The 20591-nt window shown below is 40.2% G+C and carries 14 protein-coding genes and 1 pseudogene; all 15 read right to left on the bottom strand.

Annotated elements, in window-relative coordinates; all coding sequences use genetic code 11:
- Window positions 1-9: 9 nt before the first annotated feature.
- A complete protein-coding gene (locus CTY47_RS08435) occupies window positions 10-1350 on the bottom strand; it encodes a Gfo/Idh/MocA family protein (protein WP_099464333.1) in 1341 nt (446 codons plus the stop codon).
- Window positions 1351-1367: 17 nt separating this feature from the next.
- On the bottom strand, window positions 1368-2681 hold the full coding sequence (locus CTY47_RS08440) for an amidohydrolase (protein ID WP_099464334.1): 1314 nt from the start codon (window positions 2679-2681) through the stop codon (window positions 1368-1370).
- A gap of 310 nt (window positions 2682-2991) precedes the next feature.
- Window positions 2992-4200, bottom strand: a complete 1209-nt coding sequence (locus CTY47_RS08445; protein ID WP_099464855.1) for an Nramp family divalent metal transporter — start codon at window positions 4198-4200, stop codon at window positions 2992-2994.
- 8 nt (window positions 4201-4208) lie between these two features.
- Window positions 4209-5270 (bottom strand): dihydrodipicolinate synthase family protein, encoded by a 1062-nt coding sequence (locus CTY47_RS08450; RefSeq protein WP_099464335.1) that lies wholly within the window; start codon window positions 5268-5270, stop codon window positions 4209-4211.
- Between the two features lie 5 nt (window positions 5271-5275).
- Window positions 5276-6301 (bottom strand): NAD-dependent epimerase/dehydratase family protein, encoded by a 1026-nt coding sequence (locus tag CTY47_RS08455; protein ID WP_099464336.1) that lies wholly within the window; start codon window positions 6299-6301, stop codon window positions 5276-5278.
- A 245-nt stretch (window positions 6302-6546) separates the two neighbouring features.
- Window positions 6547-7917, bottom strand: a complete 1371-nt coding sequence (locus CTY47_RS08460) for a Gfo/Idh/MocA family oxidoreductase (protein ID WP_099464337.1) — start codon at window positions 7915-7917, stop codon at window positions 6547-6549.
- Between the two features lie 489 nt (window positions 7918-8406).
- Window positions 8407-9699 (bottom strand): annotated as a pseudogene (locus CTY47_RS08470) (Gfo/Idh/MocA family protein); the annotation flags it as partial.
- A gap of 34 nt (window positions 9700-9733) precedes the next feature.
- A complete protein-coding gene (locus tag CTY47_RS08475) occupies window positions 9734-10231 on the bottom strand; it encodes a hypothetical protein (protein ID WP_143813357.1) in 498 nt (165 codons plus the stop codon).
- A gap of 27 nt (window positions 10232-10258) precedes the next feature.
- Window positions 10259-11722, bottom strand: coding sequence for a RagB/SusD family nutrient uptake outer membrane protein (locus tag CTY47_RS08480; protein ID WP_099464341.1), 1464 nt, complete (start codon window positions 11720-11722; stop codon window positions 10259-10261).
- Between the two features lie 19 nt (window positions 11723-11741).
- A complete protein-coding gene (locus tag CTY47_RS08485; protein ID WP_158228514.1) occupies window positions 11742-15233 on the bottom strand; it encodes a TonB-dependent receptor in 3492 nt (1163 codons plus the stop codon).
- A gap of 248 nt (window positions 15234-15481) precedes the next feature.
- Window positions 15482-16516, bottom strand: a complete 1035-nt coding sequence (locus tag CTY47_RS08490; protein WP_143813358.1) for a FecR family protein — start codon at window positions 16514-16516, stop codon at window positions 15482-15484.
- Window positions 16517-16614: 98 nt separating this feature from the next.
- Window positions 16615-17199 (bottom strand): RNA polymerase sigma-70 factor, encoded by a 585-nt coding sequence (locus CTY47_RS08495; RefSeq protein WP_099464344.1) that lies wholly within the window; start codon window positions 17197-17199, stop codon window positions 16615-16617.
- Between the two features lie 153 nt (window positions 17200-17352).
- Window positions 17353-18174, bottom strand: a complete 822-nt coding sequence (locus CTY47_RS08500) for an FAD:protein FMN transferase (protein ID WP_158228515.1) — start codon at window positions 18172-18174, stop codon at window positions 17353-17355.
- A 73-nt stretch (window positions 18175-18247) separates the two neighbouring features.
- Window positions 18248-19720: an NADPH-dependent glutamate synthase gene (gene gltA, locus CTY47_RS08505; RefSeq protein ID WP_099464346.1), complete on the bottom strand. Its 1473-nt coding sequence runs from the start codon at window positions 19718-19720 to the stop codon at window positions 18248-18250.
- 22 nt (window positions 19721-19742) lie between these two features.
- A complete protein-coding gene (locus tag CTY47_RS08510; protein WP_099464347.1) occupies window positions 19743-20540 on the bottom strand; it encodes a sulfide/dihydroorotate dehydrogenase-like FAD/NAD-binding protein in 798 nt (265 codons plus the stop codon).
- Window positions 20541-20591 lie beyond the last annotated feature (51 nt).

The following is a 20591-nucleotide window of genomic DNA, read 5'->3' on the forward strand; positions in this document are numbered from 1 at the left end:
ATTTTACTTTTATAATTTCACTTCCCAACCTTTTTGATATTCCCTGGTCCAGAGATTCTTAGTATCAGGGGCATTTAAAATCTGTCCATTACTGCTGTCTATTTCCAACGAATGTCCAACCCGATGAGAGATATTGCCTAATTGCATCAACAAAGTACTTTTATGCCCGGTAAGAATATCTGCATTCAACTTTTCTCCCTTCAAGATTCCATCCAAGAAATTGCGGATGTGGAAACCGTCCAGTTCCTTAGCCGGATCAACCAGGTTACGGGCATCAATATCGATCTTGCTATATACTTGTTTTACCTTCTTATTGTCCAGATCGTAAATAATATAGCCATCACTTCCGGTAATCACCATACTGCCTTTCTCGCCATAAAACATAGCGCCTACGGTACTGCCTTCAATTGTGCGTCCGTTACAGCTACGGCCTTCCCATACCATACTTTTATTATTACCAAATTCCAGATTTATAACTTGTGTATCGGGAGTTTCCCAATCATCCTGATAACGATAACGTCCTCCATAAGAGTTTACCTTTGTTGGATAGTCCACTCCCATTCCCCAGCGAAGAAGATCAATCATGTGCGTACCGTTATTGGCCGACTCGGATGTTCCCCAATGCCAGAACCAATGCCAATTATAATGCAGAAAATTAGGTTTATAGCCAACACGTGGAGCAGGCCCTTGCCATAAATCCCAATCCAGCCATTCCGGAACCGCAGTCACCTTCTCTATACCAATCGAAGGTCTGTTATTTGTGTACCACGCTTTCCCAAAATAAGGATTGCCTATTGCGCCTTCTTTTATTTCGTTGATTCCCTGAATCACATTCGGCCACGAACGACGTTGTGTACCCATCGCCACAACCCGCTTGTATTTATCTGCAGCTTTTACCAGAATCTCCCCTTCTTCCGGGCAATAGCTACATGGTTTTTCCAGATATACATCTTTTCCGGCCTTCATTGCCATCAATGCAGCATACGCATGCCAATGGTCGGGGGTAGCAATCATTACGGCATCTACGTCCTGAGCTTCTATCATTTTACGGATATCACCTTCCGGTTTGGGAGCATTGCCTGTTATCTTTTCGATGGATGCAATACTTTTTTCAATAGCTCTTTTGTCTACATCACATACATAGATAACTTCACAGTTCTTCTGTTTACAGAAGTTATTGGCCAGTGCAAAACCACGTGCATTTACGCCGGCAGCTCCCACACGAATCCTGTCGTTTGCTCCTACGATCCGTGCATAGCTCTTTGCACTAAACCCGGGTAGCACACCTCCCACAGAAACTAATGCCGTACCCATCATTGCTTTTTTCAAAAAATTACGTCTTGTTGTCATGATATTTATATTTTGTATTATTCGGATATAAATGAATTTAATAAATTAAGATACTCACTCTTAGATAAAACCGGCACATAGTCTTTTAATATATCGGACAAATTGGCGGGGTTCTCGGTTAATAAATCGACTAATGTTTGCGCTACAATCTTTGCCGGAGTAACGACTGCCGATTCATAATCGGTTACTTCAAAGTTTGCCGCATGCAGGAATCCTTTTGTTCCCCCGGCTGTAGCATGTATACCCGGCATTAAATGAGAAATATCACCCATGTCGGTAGAAGCCTTGAAATGTCCCATTCTTATGATCTGTTTCTCCGGCATAAACTGTCGGGCATTTGCAGCAAAACAATCATTTATAGCGGAGTTACAAATTAAAGGAAGATAGCCGGGCAAAGTCTTTATACGGGTTGTTGCTCCCACAGCCTCACCTCCTGATTTAAAAGCCCTGTCGAATTTCAGCGATACATCCCGAATCCCATCTACAGTAGATGAGCGGACATAAGCTTCCAGCCTGACATCGGCAGGAACACTGTTCACACTTTCTCCACCTTTTGTTATGATAAAATGAACCCTGCTATGTTCTTCATCCTTAAAGGTCTCGCGCATGGCGTTAATCGCATTAATACCGGACACGGCAGCATTCAAGGCATTGATGCCCTCGTGGGGATAGGCAGCCGCGTGTGCAGCCTTTCCAATATATTGCACCTGCTTACTGTTAAATCCACAGCCAGTATCATATATACCAATGGCCGGCCCTGGCAAGTCGGATTCGGCATGTACCATCAAGGCAGCATCTATATCATCAAACTCGCCCAGACGTACCAGTTCCTGCTTACCACCGAAGTATTTTATCTTTCTTTCCTTCTTCAATGTCTCCCTGTATCCCAACTCTATATATTCTTCTGCAGGTACGGCAAAAAATGTGACATTACCATTCAAAGAATCTGCTACTCCCGACAATTTCATAGCCTTGGCAACCAGCATAAGAATTCCGAGTTGTAAATTATGCCCGCAGGTATGGGTAGCGCCCGATACAGCGTCGGCATGCGGGCTTTCACGGCAAACAATTCCATCTAATTCACCCAGTACAGCTATATTATGTACTGGTTCATCCGTATCTTTCAACTTAGCTTTTACGCCAGTCAAAGCCAGATTCTCTTTCACTTCATATCCGCATGAACGCAGATAATCGGCCACTAAACCGGAAGTACGTACCTCCTTAAATCCTAATTCGGGATGATATCCAATATCCTTCACCAATTCTAAAACTTCTTCAGAACAGCGGTCTATTTCATTTATAAGTATTCTTTTTAATTCTTCTGCGTTCATTGATTTATGCCATCAAAAAAACTTTTGTATAAAAACTGGTATGCAGAACTAGCTTATAAGGCTATAGGCTAATCTGTTTCCTTATTTATATTAAATTTTTCTTCCTGATTTTTTAAGTTTAATATACTGTACTTTTATTCTTTTAACCTAGGACGAAATTAATTTTGAGCTTGGTAGTAATCAATTTTCAGCTAGGTCAAAAGAATAAAAGTACCTGTATTTACTATTAGATTGTGCTTCTTTCAAAGCCAGTATATAGCTATATTACCATTCAGGCTTCCAAATCTCACAATCTGCACATTCTATCCTTCTACACCAACGACAGTAATTGTTTGGATGATAGAAAAATAACCCAGAGAGTTGCAATATTGAGTATAATATTTTCGGACAGTGTATTTTTATGTACTCCCATTATCTTTTTATTATTGGAGAGGAAACATAACACAACTGCCACCAATGGTGCCCCAAGAACAGTCATTGCCTGCGCAAAAATTATGAGTTGTATCGGGTTAGAATCAAAGAACACAGCAACCAGCGTGCTCAATGCCAATACGACAGAAGCAAATATCTTCACCCATTTATCATTAACGGACTGGCCTAAATGCAGAGCATCTGCCAGAAAGATTCCGCTCATTACAGCATTGGCTACATAAGAAGAAAATGAAGCGGCAAACAACCCGATCAGGAACAACCATTTAGCTAACGGGCCTAACAAGGGTTCCAACTGTAATGCCATATCAATAGCGCTGTTCACCTGAATGCCTTTAGGTGCCAGTACCGCAGCCGAAGTTACAATAATGATGGCACTTAACAAGCCAAGTGTTACTATCCCGATAACGGCATCCCGCAATCCTTTTTTTAAATCGGAAAGATGCCAATTCTTGCCCTGTACCATATAAACCTGACCTGCTGCCGCTGCAACACTAAATGATGTAGAAGCAATAGCTATCAGAATACTTACATCAGAAGGGACAGAGGGAATAAAGCCTTTCAATAATTCAACGCCATCTATCCTGGCCCTGAATAAGTTTCCGGCAAACGCAACAATCATCAGAATTACAAGGAACACCATTACCTTCTCCAGCAAGTTATAAAAGTTGGAAGAAGTCCATATAAACAATAATGTAACTATCAGGAATAAGACAGCCCATATAGCAATGCCACCTCCAAACAGAGTATCCATAGACAAACCTACACCTATTGTGTTGCCTGTTTGAAAACCGGCACAACTGAAACATACGCTTAAGCCCATGAGTATGGAGAGCGTCCGTCCATAGTTTTGTTCAACAATAGACAATAATGATTTGGAAGAAATACACCCCACCCTGGCAGCCATCCGGGTAAAATAAATCATGAAGAAGACAGAAACCACAATTACCCATAGAGTAGAATACTGCATTGTAGCACCGGCCTTACTGCAAACAGTAAGAGTACCCGGCCCTAAAACCATTGCAGCCGTTATGAGCCCGGGACCCAGTACCTCGAATATTTTCTTAAAGCTAAACTTTCCTATATCCATACCTGTAGTTATTTCAACCATTCGGACAAATGCTCACTTACAAAAGCATCGTCATTCAAATGAGGATAAGCCTTATATATCCGGGTTATTTCATCGTATTGTCCGGGAGACAACACTTCCTGAAGGTTCAGACACCATGTGCCTTTAAACAATCCCTGGCGTCTTAGCACTTCATGCAAACCGGGAATACATCCGGCAAAGTTATTAGCCGTATCAAAGAATGCTGCATTCGTGTCCGTTATCTGAATACCTCTGGTAAGCAGTTCATGAGGAATATCTTTGCCGGAATCGAGCAGAGCATGTATCTCATCCAGCAATTCTACAGCTTTACGGGTCCAAACACACCAATGCCCTAAAAGACCGCCTTTTATCCGCACCTTTTTCACCTCATTTCCGGAAGAGACAGCATATTCCGTCAACAAGTCCGGAACAATATTATCGTCGTTGCCGGTGTAAAGCGTTATTTCGTTTTCCTTATTGGCATCACATACGGCGCGAACAACATCAAATGTTCTGTAACGGTTAAACGGGGCCATCTTTATACCAAGCACATTCGGTATCGTTGCAAATTCTCTCCAAAATTCATAAGGTAACACCATACCACCAACCGATGCCTGAAGATAAAAACCTATCACCGGCATAACAGCCGCAACTTGCCGGCAATGAGAAAGAAGATCTTCCACCGAAGACTCCTTCAATGCTGCCAGGCTCAATAAACAGGCATGGTATCCGGCAGATACGGCAAAGCTAGCCTCACGCACGGCTTGTTCTGTTTTTCCGCAAACGCCTGCTACTTTCAGTATTTTCCGTCCCGAAGCCCACGAATCAATCTCGGCAGAAACGGTAGACAAAACCTGTTCGAACATTCCGTGTTCGCGTATTTCAAATTGGGTAGAATGTACTCCCACAGCCAAACCACCCACACCTGCATCTATATAATAACGAATCAAAGCTTTCTGGTGTTTTTCATCAAACTTCCGTTTCTCATCCAGCGCTAACGGCACGGCCGGTATTACACATCCTTTTCTAAACGAGCTTAGTATATCTTTATCAATGTCTTGTATCTTCATAGCTTTTAGTATTTTCCGTTATTTACTTCAAAATGTGTAGGTTTATTCAATTCACGTCCGCCTTGCATAATCCATTCGGCCTGCATACGTATAAGTTCTTTTGCCTGTATAGACGGCGTTCCGAAATAGCCAAAAGCTTTTCCGGAGTTATTCAAATAAGATGTATCGGCCGAAGGAATCTGCAAATCCAGCTTTTTCCCCATTATCAGGGCCATTTCTTCGGCAACATCTTTTACAGACAGTATCTCTGTGCCGGTAATATTCAAATAGTTTGCAGGAGAAGTACAGTGGTCTAACGCCAGAAGCGTATAATTATTAGCGTCGCCTTGCCACAAAATATTAAAGTATTCTACTCCGGAAACAACCGTCTCTTCCTGCCATATCTTCCTGCCAATGTCTGATAATACGCCATATCTAAGGTCTGTAGAATAATTCAGACGCAATAGTAATACCGGGGTATTATTCTTTTGAGAGAAATATTCAAAAACTCTTTCTCTGCCAAGGCACGACTGGGCATATTCGCCCACTGGTTCCGGATGATCCGTTTCCACAGATCCACCCGAAAGTTTAGACACTAGCGGATATACACAACCCGTTGAGAAAGCTACAATTCTGGAATTTTTATAATACTCTGCACAATAAGAGGGCATCAGCACGTTCATTGCCCAAGTCAGAGCTTCCGAGCCGTCGGTTCCGAATTTTCGCCCCGCCATAAACACAACGTTCTCTGTAAGTGGCAATCGCTGAAGTTGTTCCCTGTCGTTCAAGTCACAGGCTATTGTTTCGATTCCCCATTCTTCCAGTTTATTCCGCCCGGCCGGGTCCGAAAAACGCGATACCGCATAAATCTTTTTATTTACTCCTGCCTTCTCAACGGCCCTTTTAGCCATCAAGGATAAAGACAAACCAATTTTACCATTGGCGCCTAGTATGGACAAATCGCCTGGTAACCTTTTAAAAAACTCTACCAATCGCCCGGAAGGCTGGGCAATCAACTCATCTAACTCTAATTCATTTAATGGTGTTCTCATATATATGTAATTTATTCATTGATCAAAGACCTCCGTCCCTGATCAAGTATTAGCCATTAGTCATCTGCCCGATAGTCGGGGCATACTTCGTTTTTACTCTGCTACAAAACAATAACTATATTCACAGTGGTATCAATATTCAATTGATACGGTAAAGATAGTATTAAATTTTTTAGCGAACACTCTCATAGCCCGACTATATCTCCAATTAGTAGGAAAGAATTAAATTTGTCCTTCCGGTTCATTCATAAAGACCAGGGTTTCCTATACTCATAATGCAAGAGTTTATTAGCCTCATCACAGTTTGTAACCCTCTCATTTATAGAATCCCATATGATTCTTTGTTTTACTTCCAACGCTATATTAGCCAGTAATGCAAACGATGAAGAGCGGAAACTTTGCTCGATAGAAGAAACCGGTGTTTGCCTTGACTTTACACAATCAATAAAATTGCTTACATGTTTAAATGCAAGGTCTTCTTTCGGACTGTCATACTCCTCTGCCTCATAAGGTTTATCCCAACTTTGAAACTGGCCGGATCTGGCCGGATATAAACGGTATCCTGTGTCGCTTATATATAAACTGCCTTTTGTACCTATTATTTCTATATTTCCATATTTTAGCCCGGGAACCGTAGTTGTTTCACAAACCCTGAAGTTAAATAATTTACCGGAAGCAAATTCGTATGTTATTTCCATATTCTCAGGAATATCGCGGTCGTCTTTTATTATATGATTCGAACCGACAGCCGTAATTGCAGAAGGTGCATTCTCTCCAATCAGCCATTGTACAACATCAATATAATGAGACCCGTTGTTTGCTATCTGAGAAGAATAATCCTTCCACCACCTAAACATATAAGGTGCTATATTATACTGATATTCCCGATAAGCACGCGGTCCCAACCACATATCCCAATTAAAATCTTCCGGGGGAATTTCCGGTTTCATCCTTCCAATGCCATCCGGAGTCATATTACTATAATAATGAGACGAAATCATCGATATTTCTCCAAGTTTCCCACTTCTTATAATTTCCGGTATCTTATTATATAGAGCAGAACAACGTCTTATATATCCAACACTCACTATCCGGTTCGTTCTTTTTACAGCATCTACAATTTTACGTCCTTCATGTATAGTCATAGACACCGGCTTTTCCAGATATACATCTTTTCCCGCATTTACCGAATCTATTGCCTGCAACGCGTGCCAATGGTCGGGAGTAGCAATACATACTGCATCCACATTCTTATCATCAAGCAATCTCCGATAGTCTTCATACCGGGCAACATCAGAGCCCAATTGTTCCTTCATTTGCGGAACCGGACGGCCTTTGGGTAAAAAATAGCGAGGATCAACCTGGCTATAGTTGCGGTACAAATAAGGTTTATACAAATCGCACAATGCCGTAACCTTTACGCCGGGCACTTTTAAGAATGCCTCCAGCAATTGACTTCCCCGGTTACCAACACCAATAAAGCCCATTCGAATCCGCTCATTAGCACCGATGATACTTCCCTTTACATCAATAGTCGGAAATCCCATCCCCACTGTCAAACCAGCAGCAGCCAACGATGATTTTTTTATGAAATCACGACGTGTAGTATTAATCATAATTTTTATTTTATTGGAAGTTAACTTTCAGGGAGCTGTACTATTTCTGACATAATACAGCTCCTTTCTTATCAACTGGCTTTTATCTCTTAGGTGCAATTATTCTTCGTATTCCGTAATAAAGCATGCGGAACACCAAAACAATAAAATAATAAAGGATACTAATTGCCAGGACCCAGAGTAATTGAGTACATAATTCTATCCACCTCGTATCAAATACTGCAATAGAAACAATATTCGTCACAAATGCCAGTACAAAACAAACACCAAAGATCAATAATTCAGTGCGTTGCCTTTTTGTTGTTATTGTTATATTTAAGTCTCTCATAATTATGCGTCAAATGAATATGGTATTTTGTATTCTTCAGGAAACTCTATCACCGAACGTTCTTCCATTGCCTTATTGCCCAGCAAAGCCAGAACGGACGAATAATACGCCTCCTCAACCAGATTTGGTATCGGATCGCCGGTGATGACTGATGAACANGGTATTTTGTATTCTTCAGGAAACTCTATCACCGAACGTTCTTCCATTGCCTTATTGCCCAGCAAAGCCAGAACGGACGAATAATACGCCTCCTCAACCAGATTTGGTATCGGATCGCCGGTGATGACTGATGAACAATAAGCCGATACAAGGCCCTTTGAACCGTCATCTACTGTAGCGCCGGTAGTATTAGAGCCATCATGAGTCTGGATATGATCCATTATAGGTTCACCCTTTGTAGAGGAGGCCGTTTCCGGTACCCAACTCGGACCCGCGAACGAGATATTGTCGAACACCTTATGCTCTATCTGATTTATCAACTGCTGGATACCAGGAGCCGGTTTCGGGTTTTCCGTATACAACAAACCCTGAGCCAACTCCAATGTTCCTTCATGACCCAGAACCTGTTCATCCATACCGTAACGCTTATTCGAAATGATTGATTCGAAGGTCATACGCAAACCGTTTGGATAATGGTAGATCACGCTTACGCTATCATAAACCTCCCGGCCGTCTTTCCAATAAATGATATCGCCGAAGCCGGTGAGGTAATCAGGCAACGAATGGTTGACCCAGGTTCCCATCTGCAATTGATGAGCGGCCAACTCCGTCATCAAACCTCCGGAAGATTCTTTATACAACCGCCAGTTTATCAGTTTTTCCAAGGATGGATCAGGAACAGGTCTGCGCCAATCATTATTTCTATACCAGAAGTTACGAAGACCGACGATTTGGCCGATTGTACCATTCTTTATTAATTCGATAGCCTTCAAATACTTCGGATCAAACAAACGCTGGATGCCGATATAAAGAACCTTACCCGATTCTTTATAAACATCATACATCTCCTTACACTGATCCATTGTCCGGGCCATAGACTTTTCGCAAAAGACATGTTTTCCGGCTTTCAATCCTGCAATTGAAATAGGTGCATGCATGTTCAATGGCGTAGCTATTAAGATTCCATCCACATTCGGATCGGCTATGGCCTGGTGGTAATCCTTATACAATTTTGCCTTAGGGTACTGTTTTGCAGCATTATCCAAATGAGGCTGATAAATATCACACAAAGCAACTACCTCTGCATGAGGTATCTGTAGCAGATGGTTTATATGATACATACCTCTGGAGCCTGTTCCGATTACGGCGAGTCGTGCCTTTTGGCCCTTCACCTGTTTCTCTCTTTCCTGAGCGAAGAGATGCAACTGAGGCAATGAAGACAACAATAGGCCGCTACCGCCGATTGTACCCATACTTTTAATAAAATCTCGTCTACCAATATTTTTTATTCCCATTTGTGTATACTTTAATATCCTATCAATTAATTTATCATCTGATTTTCACCGTAAACGGAACAGCGACCTGTTTGTATTCGGGAGAATCATAGCCATGGTTTGTCACGACAACTGTAAATTCAAAATCTCCTGATTTAGGATACTGATAAGTAGTAGTCCAGCCAATAGAAGAATTCAAAGAAGTCTTCAATCCCTGAGCTTTCAATAGTCCATAGTCCTGATAACAGTCGCTTTTAGACAATACTACATTTCCATTTATATCGGTAGAGTCGACATCCGAACCAACTTTCTTTACTATCTGCCGGATTCCGCCGGGCCACACAGAACAAATATCCGCATCTGTTTCTACCCCGATTGTGTATGTTACCCCTTTTACAGGCTCTCCAACTTCAACAAATTCTTTATTCTCATTTATTGTATAGAATTTCAAACTGTAGACCTTTGGATTCTTAACATCATCTTCATTCAGGCAAGAAGACATAAGCACAGTCGTCAAAAACACAAACACTAAAAAATATGCAGTCCTTTTCATCTTTAGTATATTTATTGATTTAACATATTAGTAACCTTTATTTTGAACCAATGTCTGGTCTATCTCTATCTGAGCTGTCGGTATAGGAAGGAGCAACTGATATTCCTGTATAGGTTCCAAAGTAGGTTTATCGTCCAAATCGCAAACTGTCATCAGGTCTTTTGATATTATCTCAATGGCTTTACCCGTACGAACCAAATCAAAATAACGATGTCCTTCAAAAGTCAGTTCCATTCTCCTCTCATGCAATATCCAATAGATATCCAGAGGATGATCGTTTGGCAACGACTCCATTTCCGAACGATTCCTAACCATGTTGATATACTTTATAGCTTCCACTTTATTGCCGGATTTCATCAGGCATTCTGCATACATAAGCAAAGCATCTGCATAACGATATACCATAAAATTATTGTCCGTACCTGTATTTTTCACAGCAGCCCTCATACTACCTTCAGGAGCAAACTTTACAGGGAAAGCCTGGATGTAAGGGGATGCATTAGGTACATAGCCGGAATCCAAAGTAGATTTATAACGTACGTCTTCATTATACTTTACAAACTCACGCATCAAGTTATGCTCCGCTTGGTATGCGCTATTATAAGTAGTACCATAACGTATGGCTATGTCATTAATCATAATCTGGAAATAATAACAGGCTTGTCCTCCGGATACATTGAAATTGACCTCAAAGATAGATTCCTTATTAAATTTGTTCTCGGGCTGGAATACGTCATGCATAGTTGGCATTAACCCATATTCTCCACCTTCTTTATTAATGATTAATCTTTGCAGCACCTTTTCTGCTTCCGCATAATTATTCATAGTCATGTAAACTTTACCCAACATCATTAAAGCACTGCCTTTTGTAGCTCTGGCTTCAGAACCGATAAGTTCTTTAGCCCCTTTCGGATAACAGTTAGCTATTGCATTTTCCAAATCAGGAATAACCACTTTCGTGTAAATCTCATTTACAGGTGTACGGCCTATTCCAAAAGCATCAGTCGGGTTAGCAAACAATTCCGTAACCATAGGTACATCTCCATAGATACGAACTAAATTAAAATAAGCCAAAGCTCTCAAAAAGTGGCACTCTCCCTCTATTGCCTGTGCTTCACGACGATCGGTTTCTGTCGCTCCATTATATGTAGCAAGTATATTCAAAAGGGCATTACAATTATATATCATTTTGTAATTATGTGTCCAGATGTTTGTTTGAGAATTAGCATTTGTTTTCCGGAAAACATGGAAAACATCCGTATTACGAGGGTCTTTAGCATCGTCGGACATCAGTTCAAGCACCTTCGTCATTTCGACTGGGCTATAAATATTCTGAAGCAACTTATAGCATCCTGACAATCCAGTCATTAGCTCCTTCGTATCATTATAATATGCATCGGGCGACAAGGTGTCTTCCGGTAATTGATTAAGGAAATCTTCACATCCTGTCAATGTATAAGCTAATAATAGTATATATAGAATCTTCTTCATAACATTAAGTTTTTATTCGTTAGATACCCAGATTTATACCAAAAGAGATCGTTCTTGCCAATGGATAAGATGCTGTTTGATCTATGCCCTGAGATAAAGCCGAATCTCCTTGATAATTTGTTTCAGGATTATAGCCGGGGAACTTAGTAATCATAAACGCATTATTGATATTAAGGTAAACGCGTATTGAACCGACATCAAATTTCCGTGTCAATTTACCGGGTATGGTATATCCCAGCGTTATGTCATCCATCTTTACATAGGAAGCGCTATAAGTCAAACCTCCATCCAATACCGAACCGTCATAGTTCTTACGGGAAGGTGCCGGATATTTTGCATCTGTATTATCCGGTCTCCAATAATTATCAAAATAATCCTGGGTAATATTCTTCATACCCGAAGCGCGGAAAGCCATATCTTGGAATCCGAACATAGATATTTCGCCACCTACAACACCTGATAGCTGGAATGAAAGGTCAAAGCCTTTATAGGCAAAGTTATTTGTCATACTCCAGATAAAATCAGGAATTGCATTTCCCAGAATCGTTTTATCGGAAGCATCCAGGATACCATCACCATTAACATCCGCTGCTTTCGGAGTTCCCGGATTCGAACGTTCTCTCCACACTGTTCTGTTTGCATTGAATATCGGAGAAGACTTTACGTCTGCCCAATCTTTATACGGGCCCAGGCTAACCATACCATAAATGCCCGCCAGAGGTTTACCTTCTGTAGTATAACAGTTATAACTGATTAACGGGCGCTTGTCATTACCAATATCCGTTACCCTATTACGGTAATAAGATAATGTAACAGAAGTGTTCCAGTTAAATTCACCAATAAAGTTTTGTGTATTCAAGGCATACTCAAAACCACGGTTTCTCATCGAACCGATATTCTGCATTACATTAGCAAACCCTGTTATAGATGGCAATGGCAGATTAAATAGCATATCAGACGTTTTACGGTCAAAATAATCGACAGACAAACCAATACGGTTGTGCAAAAATGAAACATCCGTACCAACACTTATATCGGAAGTCGTCTCCCATCCCAACAATCTGTTAGCAATACGATTATCCGAATATGCTGCCGTAACATCCGAACCACTACCAAATACATAGGAACTGGAACCTAATGTTGCCAAATGAAGATAATTCGTAATTCCTGAATTACCGATACGTCCCCAACCGCCACGTAGTTTCCAATCATTTATATATGGCCTGAACATATCAAAGAACTTTTCGTCAGAAACGCGCCAAGCCAAAGAAAAAGAGGGGAATATAGCCCAACGGTTATCGACTCCAAATTTAGAAGACCCGTCTCGTCTGACAGATGCTGTCAAATAGTATTTGCTGTTGTAATTATACATCACACGGGCAAATGTTCCGATCATACTCTCTGCCGAGCGGTTCGTACGCGCATCCGTCAGCTGATTTGCGACTGTCGTTGCCTGATTCAATGTTGTAATCAAATCCTGAGGAAAATCATATTTCTTTATATAGGCACTTCTATTATTTACCTTTTCAAATGAAATACCAACCATTGCAGTCAGTGAATGTTCTTTTATCCTCTTATTATAAGTCAATACAGACTGTACATCCCAATAAATCCGGTTTGCATTTTGATAAGTTCCTGTCGAACGTGAAGTTGGCAATGCTGTAGTAGGTATATAGCTAGGCATATAGTAATTTTTTTCCCACATACGGTATTCATTATGGAAGTCTGTTTTCCATGTCAAATCTTTATAGAACTTAACCTCGGCATATAATGCACTTACCACTTTAGCAGTCCGTCTTTTATCGGTAATTTTTACTGTCTGAAGAGGATTCACAAACGGTGCAAAGTTCCAGTCCCACGGATTATCCAGTTCAGTTCCATAATAAATAGGATTACCGTCGGCATCTGTCGGAGTTAAAATAGGAGGCAATGATAATGCATTGAAGAATGGATTGTTGCTAGCACTTCCCGAAACATTCGTATTAGATAACACACTTGTATTTTCGAGAGAAGGAGCAATATTTAAACCTACTTTAAGCCAATTATTTACCTTACCCTCTACATTCGCACGTAAAGAATAACGTTCATAATCCGTATTCTTCACAACACCTTGATTGTTGTAATAACCGCCGGAAATCATATAATTCATATTATCCGTTCCTCCGTTCATCGATAATTGAACATCAACGACACTACCATCTCCCAGCAATACATCTTGCCAATCCGTATCATACGGAGAGTTATAACATGTATCCATCACCGTTATCCAGCGTTCCTGCTTTGCTCCTGGAACCATTGAAGCTGAATGTTGGGAATATTTCCGCCAGTTTTCTATTCTTGTATTAAAATCATCATAATATGACCATTGAGGCAGGTTGGGATTATCCGTTCCAAAATTCGGGTCTTCCACAAGATAAGCATTCGCCCTCGATTCATTCATGAACGTCAAAAAGTCTTCCCGTCCTAATACTTTCATTTTACGCATTGCATTCTGTACGCCACCGCTCACATTCACATTAATTTTCGGTTTTCCCTGTTTACCTTTCTTTGTAGTAATCAAAACGACACCATTAGCAGCACGTGTACCATAAATTGCACTTGAAGAAGCATCTTTTAGTACCTCTATGGACTCGATATCCGCAGGATTAATCGAGTTCAATGGTGATTCAGCTGAATTAAATCCATCCTGCATAGGGAAACCATCTATCACATAGAGCGGAGAATTACTGGCGTTTACAGAACCTGTACCACGTATCACTATATTTTGTCCTCCTCCAGGAGCCGAATTTGTATTTGAGACGCGTACACCAGCCATTTTTCCGGCAATACCTTGGGCAAAGTTTGCAATCGGTTTATCCTGAAGTGCCTCCGAGCCCACAGATGAAATTGCAGAAGACACATCTCTTTTCTTCTGTACGCCATATCCGATAACGACTACTTCATCCAAATTCTCAACATTTTCTGCCAATGTTACATTTATTACAGATTGGTTACCCGTATGCTTCTCTATGGGAACATAACCAACTGAAGAAAATTGAAGGATTGCATTATCACCCGTGATTGTAATCGAATAATTTCCATCTATATCCGTAACAGTACCGTTGCTTGTACCTTTTTCAATTACGTTCGCCCCGATAACAGCCAAGCCTAAAGGATCTAATATCCGGCCTGTAATCTTCTTGGATTGTTGTTGAATAGCAGCTACAACTTCCGAAGGAGCCAGAATAATCTGCCGGTCAATAATTTGGTAACTAACATTCGTATTTCCAAACAGGACAGAAAGAACATCTTTAATACTTGCATCTTTCTCTTTTACAGATATTTTACGCGACACATCAACTAGTTTGCCATTGTACATAAAATAATATTCACTTTTTTGTTCAATCGCGTTAAGACATTCTTCCACTGACACATTACTCAAATCCAAGGAAATTCTGGCGGACTGAGAATATGCGCTTTCTCCCCAAACAGGAAGCAAAAAAACAAATAGAAAGAACAGTGTAAGCTTCATAATAGTCAACAATTTTCGGTCAAGAGAAAAAAAACATCTTTTTCCTCGTGGTTTTCCATGTTTGTTCATATTTTTGTACTGAATTAAAGTTTTAAACTACATTCTTCTTTTTGCTTCTTGCCGGTTGCGCTTAGAAGAATGTTATTCCTAAAATACTTTGGTTTTGGGTAAAGGTATCTAATACTTTTACCCACTTTTTTTACTGTTTTCTTTTACTCCATATACATATTCTTTTTTGTGGTTTTACATTACTTACGCTTAGATATCACAAAGGTTTTCTGATTTATATTTCCGGTCTTTTCATCTATACTACGTGGTAACTCCTTATACATAATAGGAGAAGTAGCTTTTATAAGAAATAAAATGTCATTAATGGTTTCATCTTCAAACGTGGCTCTCAAGGTATATTTCTTAATTTCCGGATCGCTGATTATTATTCTCACATTGTATATCCGGCTCAAACGCTCCATAACCTCATCCAGGGGGTCATTACGGAATACTATTTTAGCATCTTTCCATGCATAACGTTTATAAACATCCTCCGTTATAACCACCGATGCATCCTGTATGGAATTATATTTAAGTGTTTGGTTTGGTTTCAATTGGGCTAAATTGCTATCATCCGGCCGTTTCACAGTCACAACCCCTTCGCCCAATGATACGATCATATTCTCCGGATTATAGGCTTGTACCGAAAATTTCGTTCCTGTTGCAACTATTTTTTGAGAATTACAGGTTACAATAAAAGGAGAATTTTTATCTGCATGAACTTCAAAATAACCTTCACCTTTTAACTCCACTTCACGCCGAGAATCTTTAAATTTAAGCGGATATATCAACGAACTCTTCGAATTCAGCCATATTTTTGAACTGTCGGGCAATATTACGGCAGAGCGTGTAAATGAATCAGCAAAAACTTCATTATACACAACTTGTTCATTCTCCTCTTTGTCTGTCGCACTATACATATATCCAAGAGTTAACAACAAAGGAATAAACAATATAGCCGCCACCGTACGAAATATATGAACCACTACATTTATTTTACTTCTCCGTTTGCGAATTGTTTGCAACACACGTCGTTTTGCTTTTTCCACATCTATTTCATCTCTGGGAAACGCAGGATTCGCATTTCCCCATATTAACCGTAGCTCATTATAATAGTATCTGTTTTCTTCGGACATACTAAACCATTCATCGATGAACAGTTTTTCATCAGAAGTAAGTTCTTCATTTGCAAAAAGCCTACTTAAAAGCAACTCTATATCTTTATTTTGTTCCATCAGATTCCGTTTTACATATATAATACGTTTGGGCACATTTTTATCGCAGTAAAAATGTACACTTTTTTCAAAAAAAATATATGATTACGAAAAACAGGTTATATGAGACCCAAAAGCAGGCAAAATATAAAATATTCTTTCAGATACATCCGGATCAATTTAAGTGCCCTGGAAATACGAAATTCAATAGTACGCAAGGGAAGTCCTAATTCATCAGATATTTCCTGATACTTCTTTCCATCGAAACGATTCATTTTAAAAGGGATTAACAACTCTGCCGGCAATTTAGCAAATGCCTCTTTTAACCGATATTGTAAATCGGATAAAAAAACGGAAGACTCCACATCATACGGATTCTCTGTATCCTCTTTAATGATATATTCCACATAATTCTGTTTTATCTGATCATGCCGGAGAGCATCCATGCATTTATTATGAATTATGGTCAGTAAATATGATCTTAAAGAGCGATCGCGTTTTAACCGGTTTCTTGATTCCCATAATTCAACAAATACTTCTTGTACAATTTCTTCAGAATCTTCTCTTTTTCCCAAAAATGAACCGGCAAATACTACAAAATCGGCATAATATTCTGAGAACAATGAAGAAAAGGCTTCTTCATCGTTATCGGCAATTCGATCCAACAAGAACGCATCTATGTCATTATGCCTGATTTTACTCATAAAATATTACATAGTGGTATTACTGCCACAAAGTAAAACCTTTTTTTATATAAACCATAAAAAAACAATAAAAGTATCATTCTCTTTTCCGGTTCATCGTTATGGTTTTAAAATATCATACTTATGATTCAAAAAAATCATAAGGACAAATAATTATCCAGGCAAAATAAATATCCGGCTATAATCTATAGTAAATCTTTGTTTTATTCGTTCGGCTTGTTCGGTATCCGTAGCCATTAAAACGGTAGAAAGGACTTCAGCATCCACGGCATCGGATGCAATAATTGTGACCAACTTATGTTCGGTGATATATTCATGCGTCATAGGGTTTACAATATGCTGCGGATGACTCGGCATATTTCCCGAAGTAGACATAGCACTGTCTTTTAGCTGCACTTCACCTAATATTTCACCCGGACAATACGGATTATCAATTCCCACAGACCAACAGTCTCCATACGGATGGCTTCCTATGCCAAGAACAGAACTGTTACCAAAATTAATCAGCGCTTGCGTTATGCCTTCTTGTTGCAATATTTCACGCATTTTATTCAGTGCATACCCTTTGGCATACCCACCCAAATCCAAATAAATATCCGGTATATCAAATAAAACTGTTTGAGTTGCTTGCTCCAGCACAACACGCGAATAATCTTTCAAGCTAATATCAAAATAGCCCTCGGTCAAAGTGTAGTACTGCTTACAATGAAGCAGAATATGCCATAATTCATCATTAACTTTGGCTGGATTATGTGAGGCGGTTTGGTTCAAGACGTAAATTTCACTCTCCGGATCGAAACGGTTGAGCATCTTGTCAAGCCTTATTACTTCTTCTTGCACTCGATTCCAGGCAGCTTCCAACCGATATTTCTCCTGCCCCAAAAGAATAACATCCAATCTCGTCCCCATAATAATGGACATATTTCCATGAAACATGTGTGACGATTCATAGTAGTTGGTGCTTATGTTTATCATATACGTGGTTTTACTCAAAAAAATGCTTTCCTTAACATGAAAGTTTAAGGAAAGCATTCATATATTATATAAATTACAGCGACTGTAAATCAGCGTCCATTGCTGCAGCGGCTCTTCGTCCGTCACCCATAGCCAATATTACGGTAGCACCGCCTCTTACAATATCTCCACCTGCATAGACATCGCCTAAAGCAGATTTCATGGATTCTTCATTCACCACAATAGTTCCCTTACGGCTAACCTCTAAACCTTCAAAGGCACGAGGAACAAGTGGATTAGGTGAAACACCAACGCTTACAATTACTTCATCCACATCAATAGTCTCTATAGCCCCTTCTACAGGAACCGGACTACGGCGTCCGGAAGCATCCGGTTCGCCAAGTTGCATCCTCTGTAATTTCATCTGCTTAACGCATCCTTTATCATCTCCGATATATTCAACCGGATTATGCAAAGTCATAAACTCTACGCCTTCTTCCTTGGCATGCTTTACTTCTTCCAAACGTGCCGGCATCTCATCTTCACTTCGACGATATACAATTATAGCGCGTTCGGCACCCAAGCGGCGGGCTGTACGGACAGAGTCCATTGCAGTATTACCTCCACCTATAACAGCAACCTTCTTCCCTTGCAACACAGGCGTATCACTTTCCGGGTTAGCTGCATCCATAAGGTTTACGCGAGTAAGATATTCATTTGAAGACATAACACCAACTAAATTCTCGCCCGGAATATTCATAAAATTAGGAAGTCCTGCTCCACTGGCAACAAAAACACCTTTGAAACCTTCGGCATGCAGATCTTCATAACTGATTGTTTTGCCAACAATACAATTAGAGAAAAAATGAACCCCCATCTTACGAAGGCCGTCAATCTCGACATCTACAATTTTATTTGGCAACCGAAATTCAGGAATACCATATTTCAATACGCCTCCTATTTCATGCAATGCTTCAAACACGGTGACATCATATCCCCTCTTTGCCATATCTCCGGCAAAAGAAAGACCGGCAGGGCCAGAACCGATAACAGCAATCTTAATATCCTTCTTCTCCGCAATCTCCGGAACCGATATATTACCGCTCTCACGTTCATAATCTGCCGCAAAACGTTCCAAATAACCAATAGCAACAGCTTCTTTGCCCATTTTTAAATGAATACATTTGCTTTCACATTGTTTTTCCTGTGGACAAACACGTCCGCAAACTGCAGGAAGGGCACTCGTTTCTTTCAAAACTTTAGCAGCCTCAAGAAATTCGCCACGTTCTACATTTTTTATAAATGTCGGGATATTAATGCTCACCGGGCAACCCTGCATACATGTAGGATTCGGGCAGTCTAAACAACGCTGAGCCTCCTGCATTGCCTGTTCTTTTGTCAAACCCAGATTAACTTCTTCCAACCGGGTATGGCTGCGGTATTCAGGATCCAGCTCATTCATTTTTACGCGGGGAATATCCGCACGCTCTTTATTTTTTTTGCTTTTACGCAATGCTTCTCTCCAAGGCTCAGCACGACGGGCTGCAATCATTTCTTCTGTTGTCATGATTCTATATAAAACCGTTTTGTTACTTCTTTTCAATATTTCTATAAGCACCCAGACGCATTATCATCTCATCAAAATCGACCTGATGAGCATCAAATTCAGGACCGTCTACGCATACAAACTTAGTTTTTCCTCCAACTGTAATACGGCAAGCTCCACACATTCCTGTGCCATCTACCATGATTGTATTTAAAGAGGCTACTGTAGGTATTTCATATTTCTTTGTAAGAGCAGAAACAAATTTCATCATAACAGCCGGGCCTATTGTCACACACAGATCCACTTTCTCACGGTTGATGACACTTTCAACACCGTTTGTAACCAAACCCTTAGCACCATAAGACCCGTCATCTGTCATAATAATAACTTCATCAGCATTTGCACGCATCTGTTCTTCTAAAATAACCAAATCTTTCGTACGGGCTGCCAATACAACAATCACACGATTTCCGGCTTTATGGAAAGCCTCTACAATAGGAAGCAATGGAGCAACACCCACACCGCCACCGGCACAAACGACTGTCCCTACTTTCTCAACATGTGTAGCTTGTCCAAGCGGGCCCACAAGATCTGTAATATAATCGCCTACATTCAGGTCACATATCTTTCGGGAAGAACCACCCACCGTCTGGATCACCAGAGTTATCGTACCTTTTTCTGTGTCTGCACCCGCTATAGTTAAAGGAATACGCTCGCCTTTTTCGCCAACTTTTACAATCACGAAGTGGCCTGCTTTACGTGAGCGGGCAATCAGAGGAGCTTCCACTTCCAACTTTACTACATTTGCTGAGAAATGTTCTTTACTTACAATTTTATTCATTATAATCGTTACAGTTGATAGTTTGTCATCTTGTTTAGGTTGCAAAAATAC

Source organism: Parabacteroides provencensis, assembly GCF_900232875.1.
GTDB classification, from domain to species: Bacteria; Bacteroidota; Bacteroidia; order Bacteroidales; family Tannerellaceae; genus Parabacteroides; species Parabacteroides chinchillae.

What these genes read in the sequence shown, in the direction of transcription:
- CTY47_RS08440 (WP_099464334.1), bottom strand. Translation starts at nt 2,681, where the DNA reads ATGAACGCAGAAGAATTAAAAAGAATACTTATAAATGAAATAGACCGC.
- CTY47_RS08510 (WP_099464347.1), bottom strand. Translation starts at nt 20,540, where the DNA reads ATGAATAAAATTGTAAGTAAAGAACATTTCTCAGCAAATGTAGTAAAG.
- CTY47_RS08455 (WP_099464336.1), bottom strand. Translation starts at nt 6,301, where the DNA reads ATGAGAACACCATTAAATGAATTAGAGTTAGATGAGTTGATTGCCCAG.
- CTY47_RS08450 (WP_099464335.1), bottom strand. Translation starts at nt 5,270, where the DNA reads ATGAAGATACAAGACATTGATAAAGATATACTAAGCTCGTTTAGAAAA.
- CTY47_RS08460 (WP_099464337.1), bottom strand. Translation starts at nt 7,917, where the DNA reads ATGATTAATACTACACGTCGTGATTTCATAAAAAAATCATCGTTGGCT.
- CTY47_RS08485 (WP_158228514.1), bottom strand. Translation starts at nt 15,233, where the DNA reads ATGAAGCTTACACTGTTCTTTCTATTTGTTTTTTTGCTTCCTGTTTGG.
- CTY47_RS08495 (WP_099464344.1), bottom strand. Translation starts at nt 17,199, where the DNA reads ATGAGTAAAATCAGGCATAATGACATAGATGCGTTCTTGTTGGATCGA.
- CTY47_RS08435 (WP_099464333.1), bottom strand. Translation starts at nt 1,350, where the DNA reads ATGACAACAAGACGTAATTTTTTGAAAAAAGCAATGATGGGTACGGCA.
- CTY47_RS08475 (WP_143813357.1), bottom strand. Translation starts at nt 10,231, where the DNA reads ATGAAAAGGACTGCATATTTTTTAGTGTTTGTGTTTTTGACGACTGTG.
- CTY47_RS08480 (WP_099464341.1), bottom strand. Translation starts at nt 11,722, where the DNA reads ATGAAGAAGATTCTATATATACTATTATTAGCTTATACATTGACAGGA.
- CTY47_RS08445 (WP_099464855.1), bottom strand. Translation starts at nt 4,200, where the DNA reads ATGGATATAGGAAAGTTTAGCTTTAAGAAAATATTCGAGGTACTGGGT.
- CTY47_RS08490 (WP_143813358.1), bottom strand. Translation starts at nt 16,516, where the DNA reads ATGGAACAAAATAAAGATATAGAGTTGCTTTTAAGTAGGCTTTTTGCA.
- gltA (WP_099464346.1), bottom strand. Translation starts at nt 19,720, where the DNA reads ATGACAACAGAAGAAATGATTGCAGCCCGTCGTGCTGAGCCTTGGAGA.
- CTY47_RS08500 (WP_158228515.1), bottom strand. Translation starts at nt 18,174, where the DNA reads ATGATAAACATAAGCACCAACTACTATGAATCGTCACACATGTTTCAT.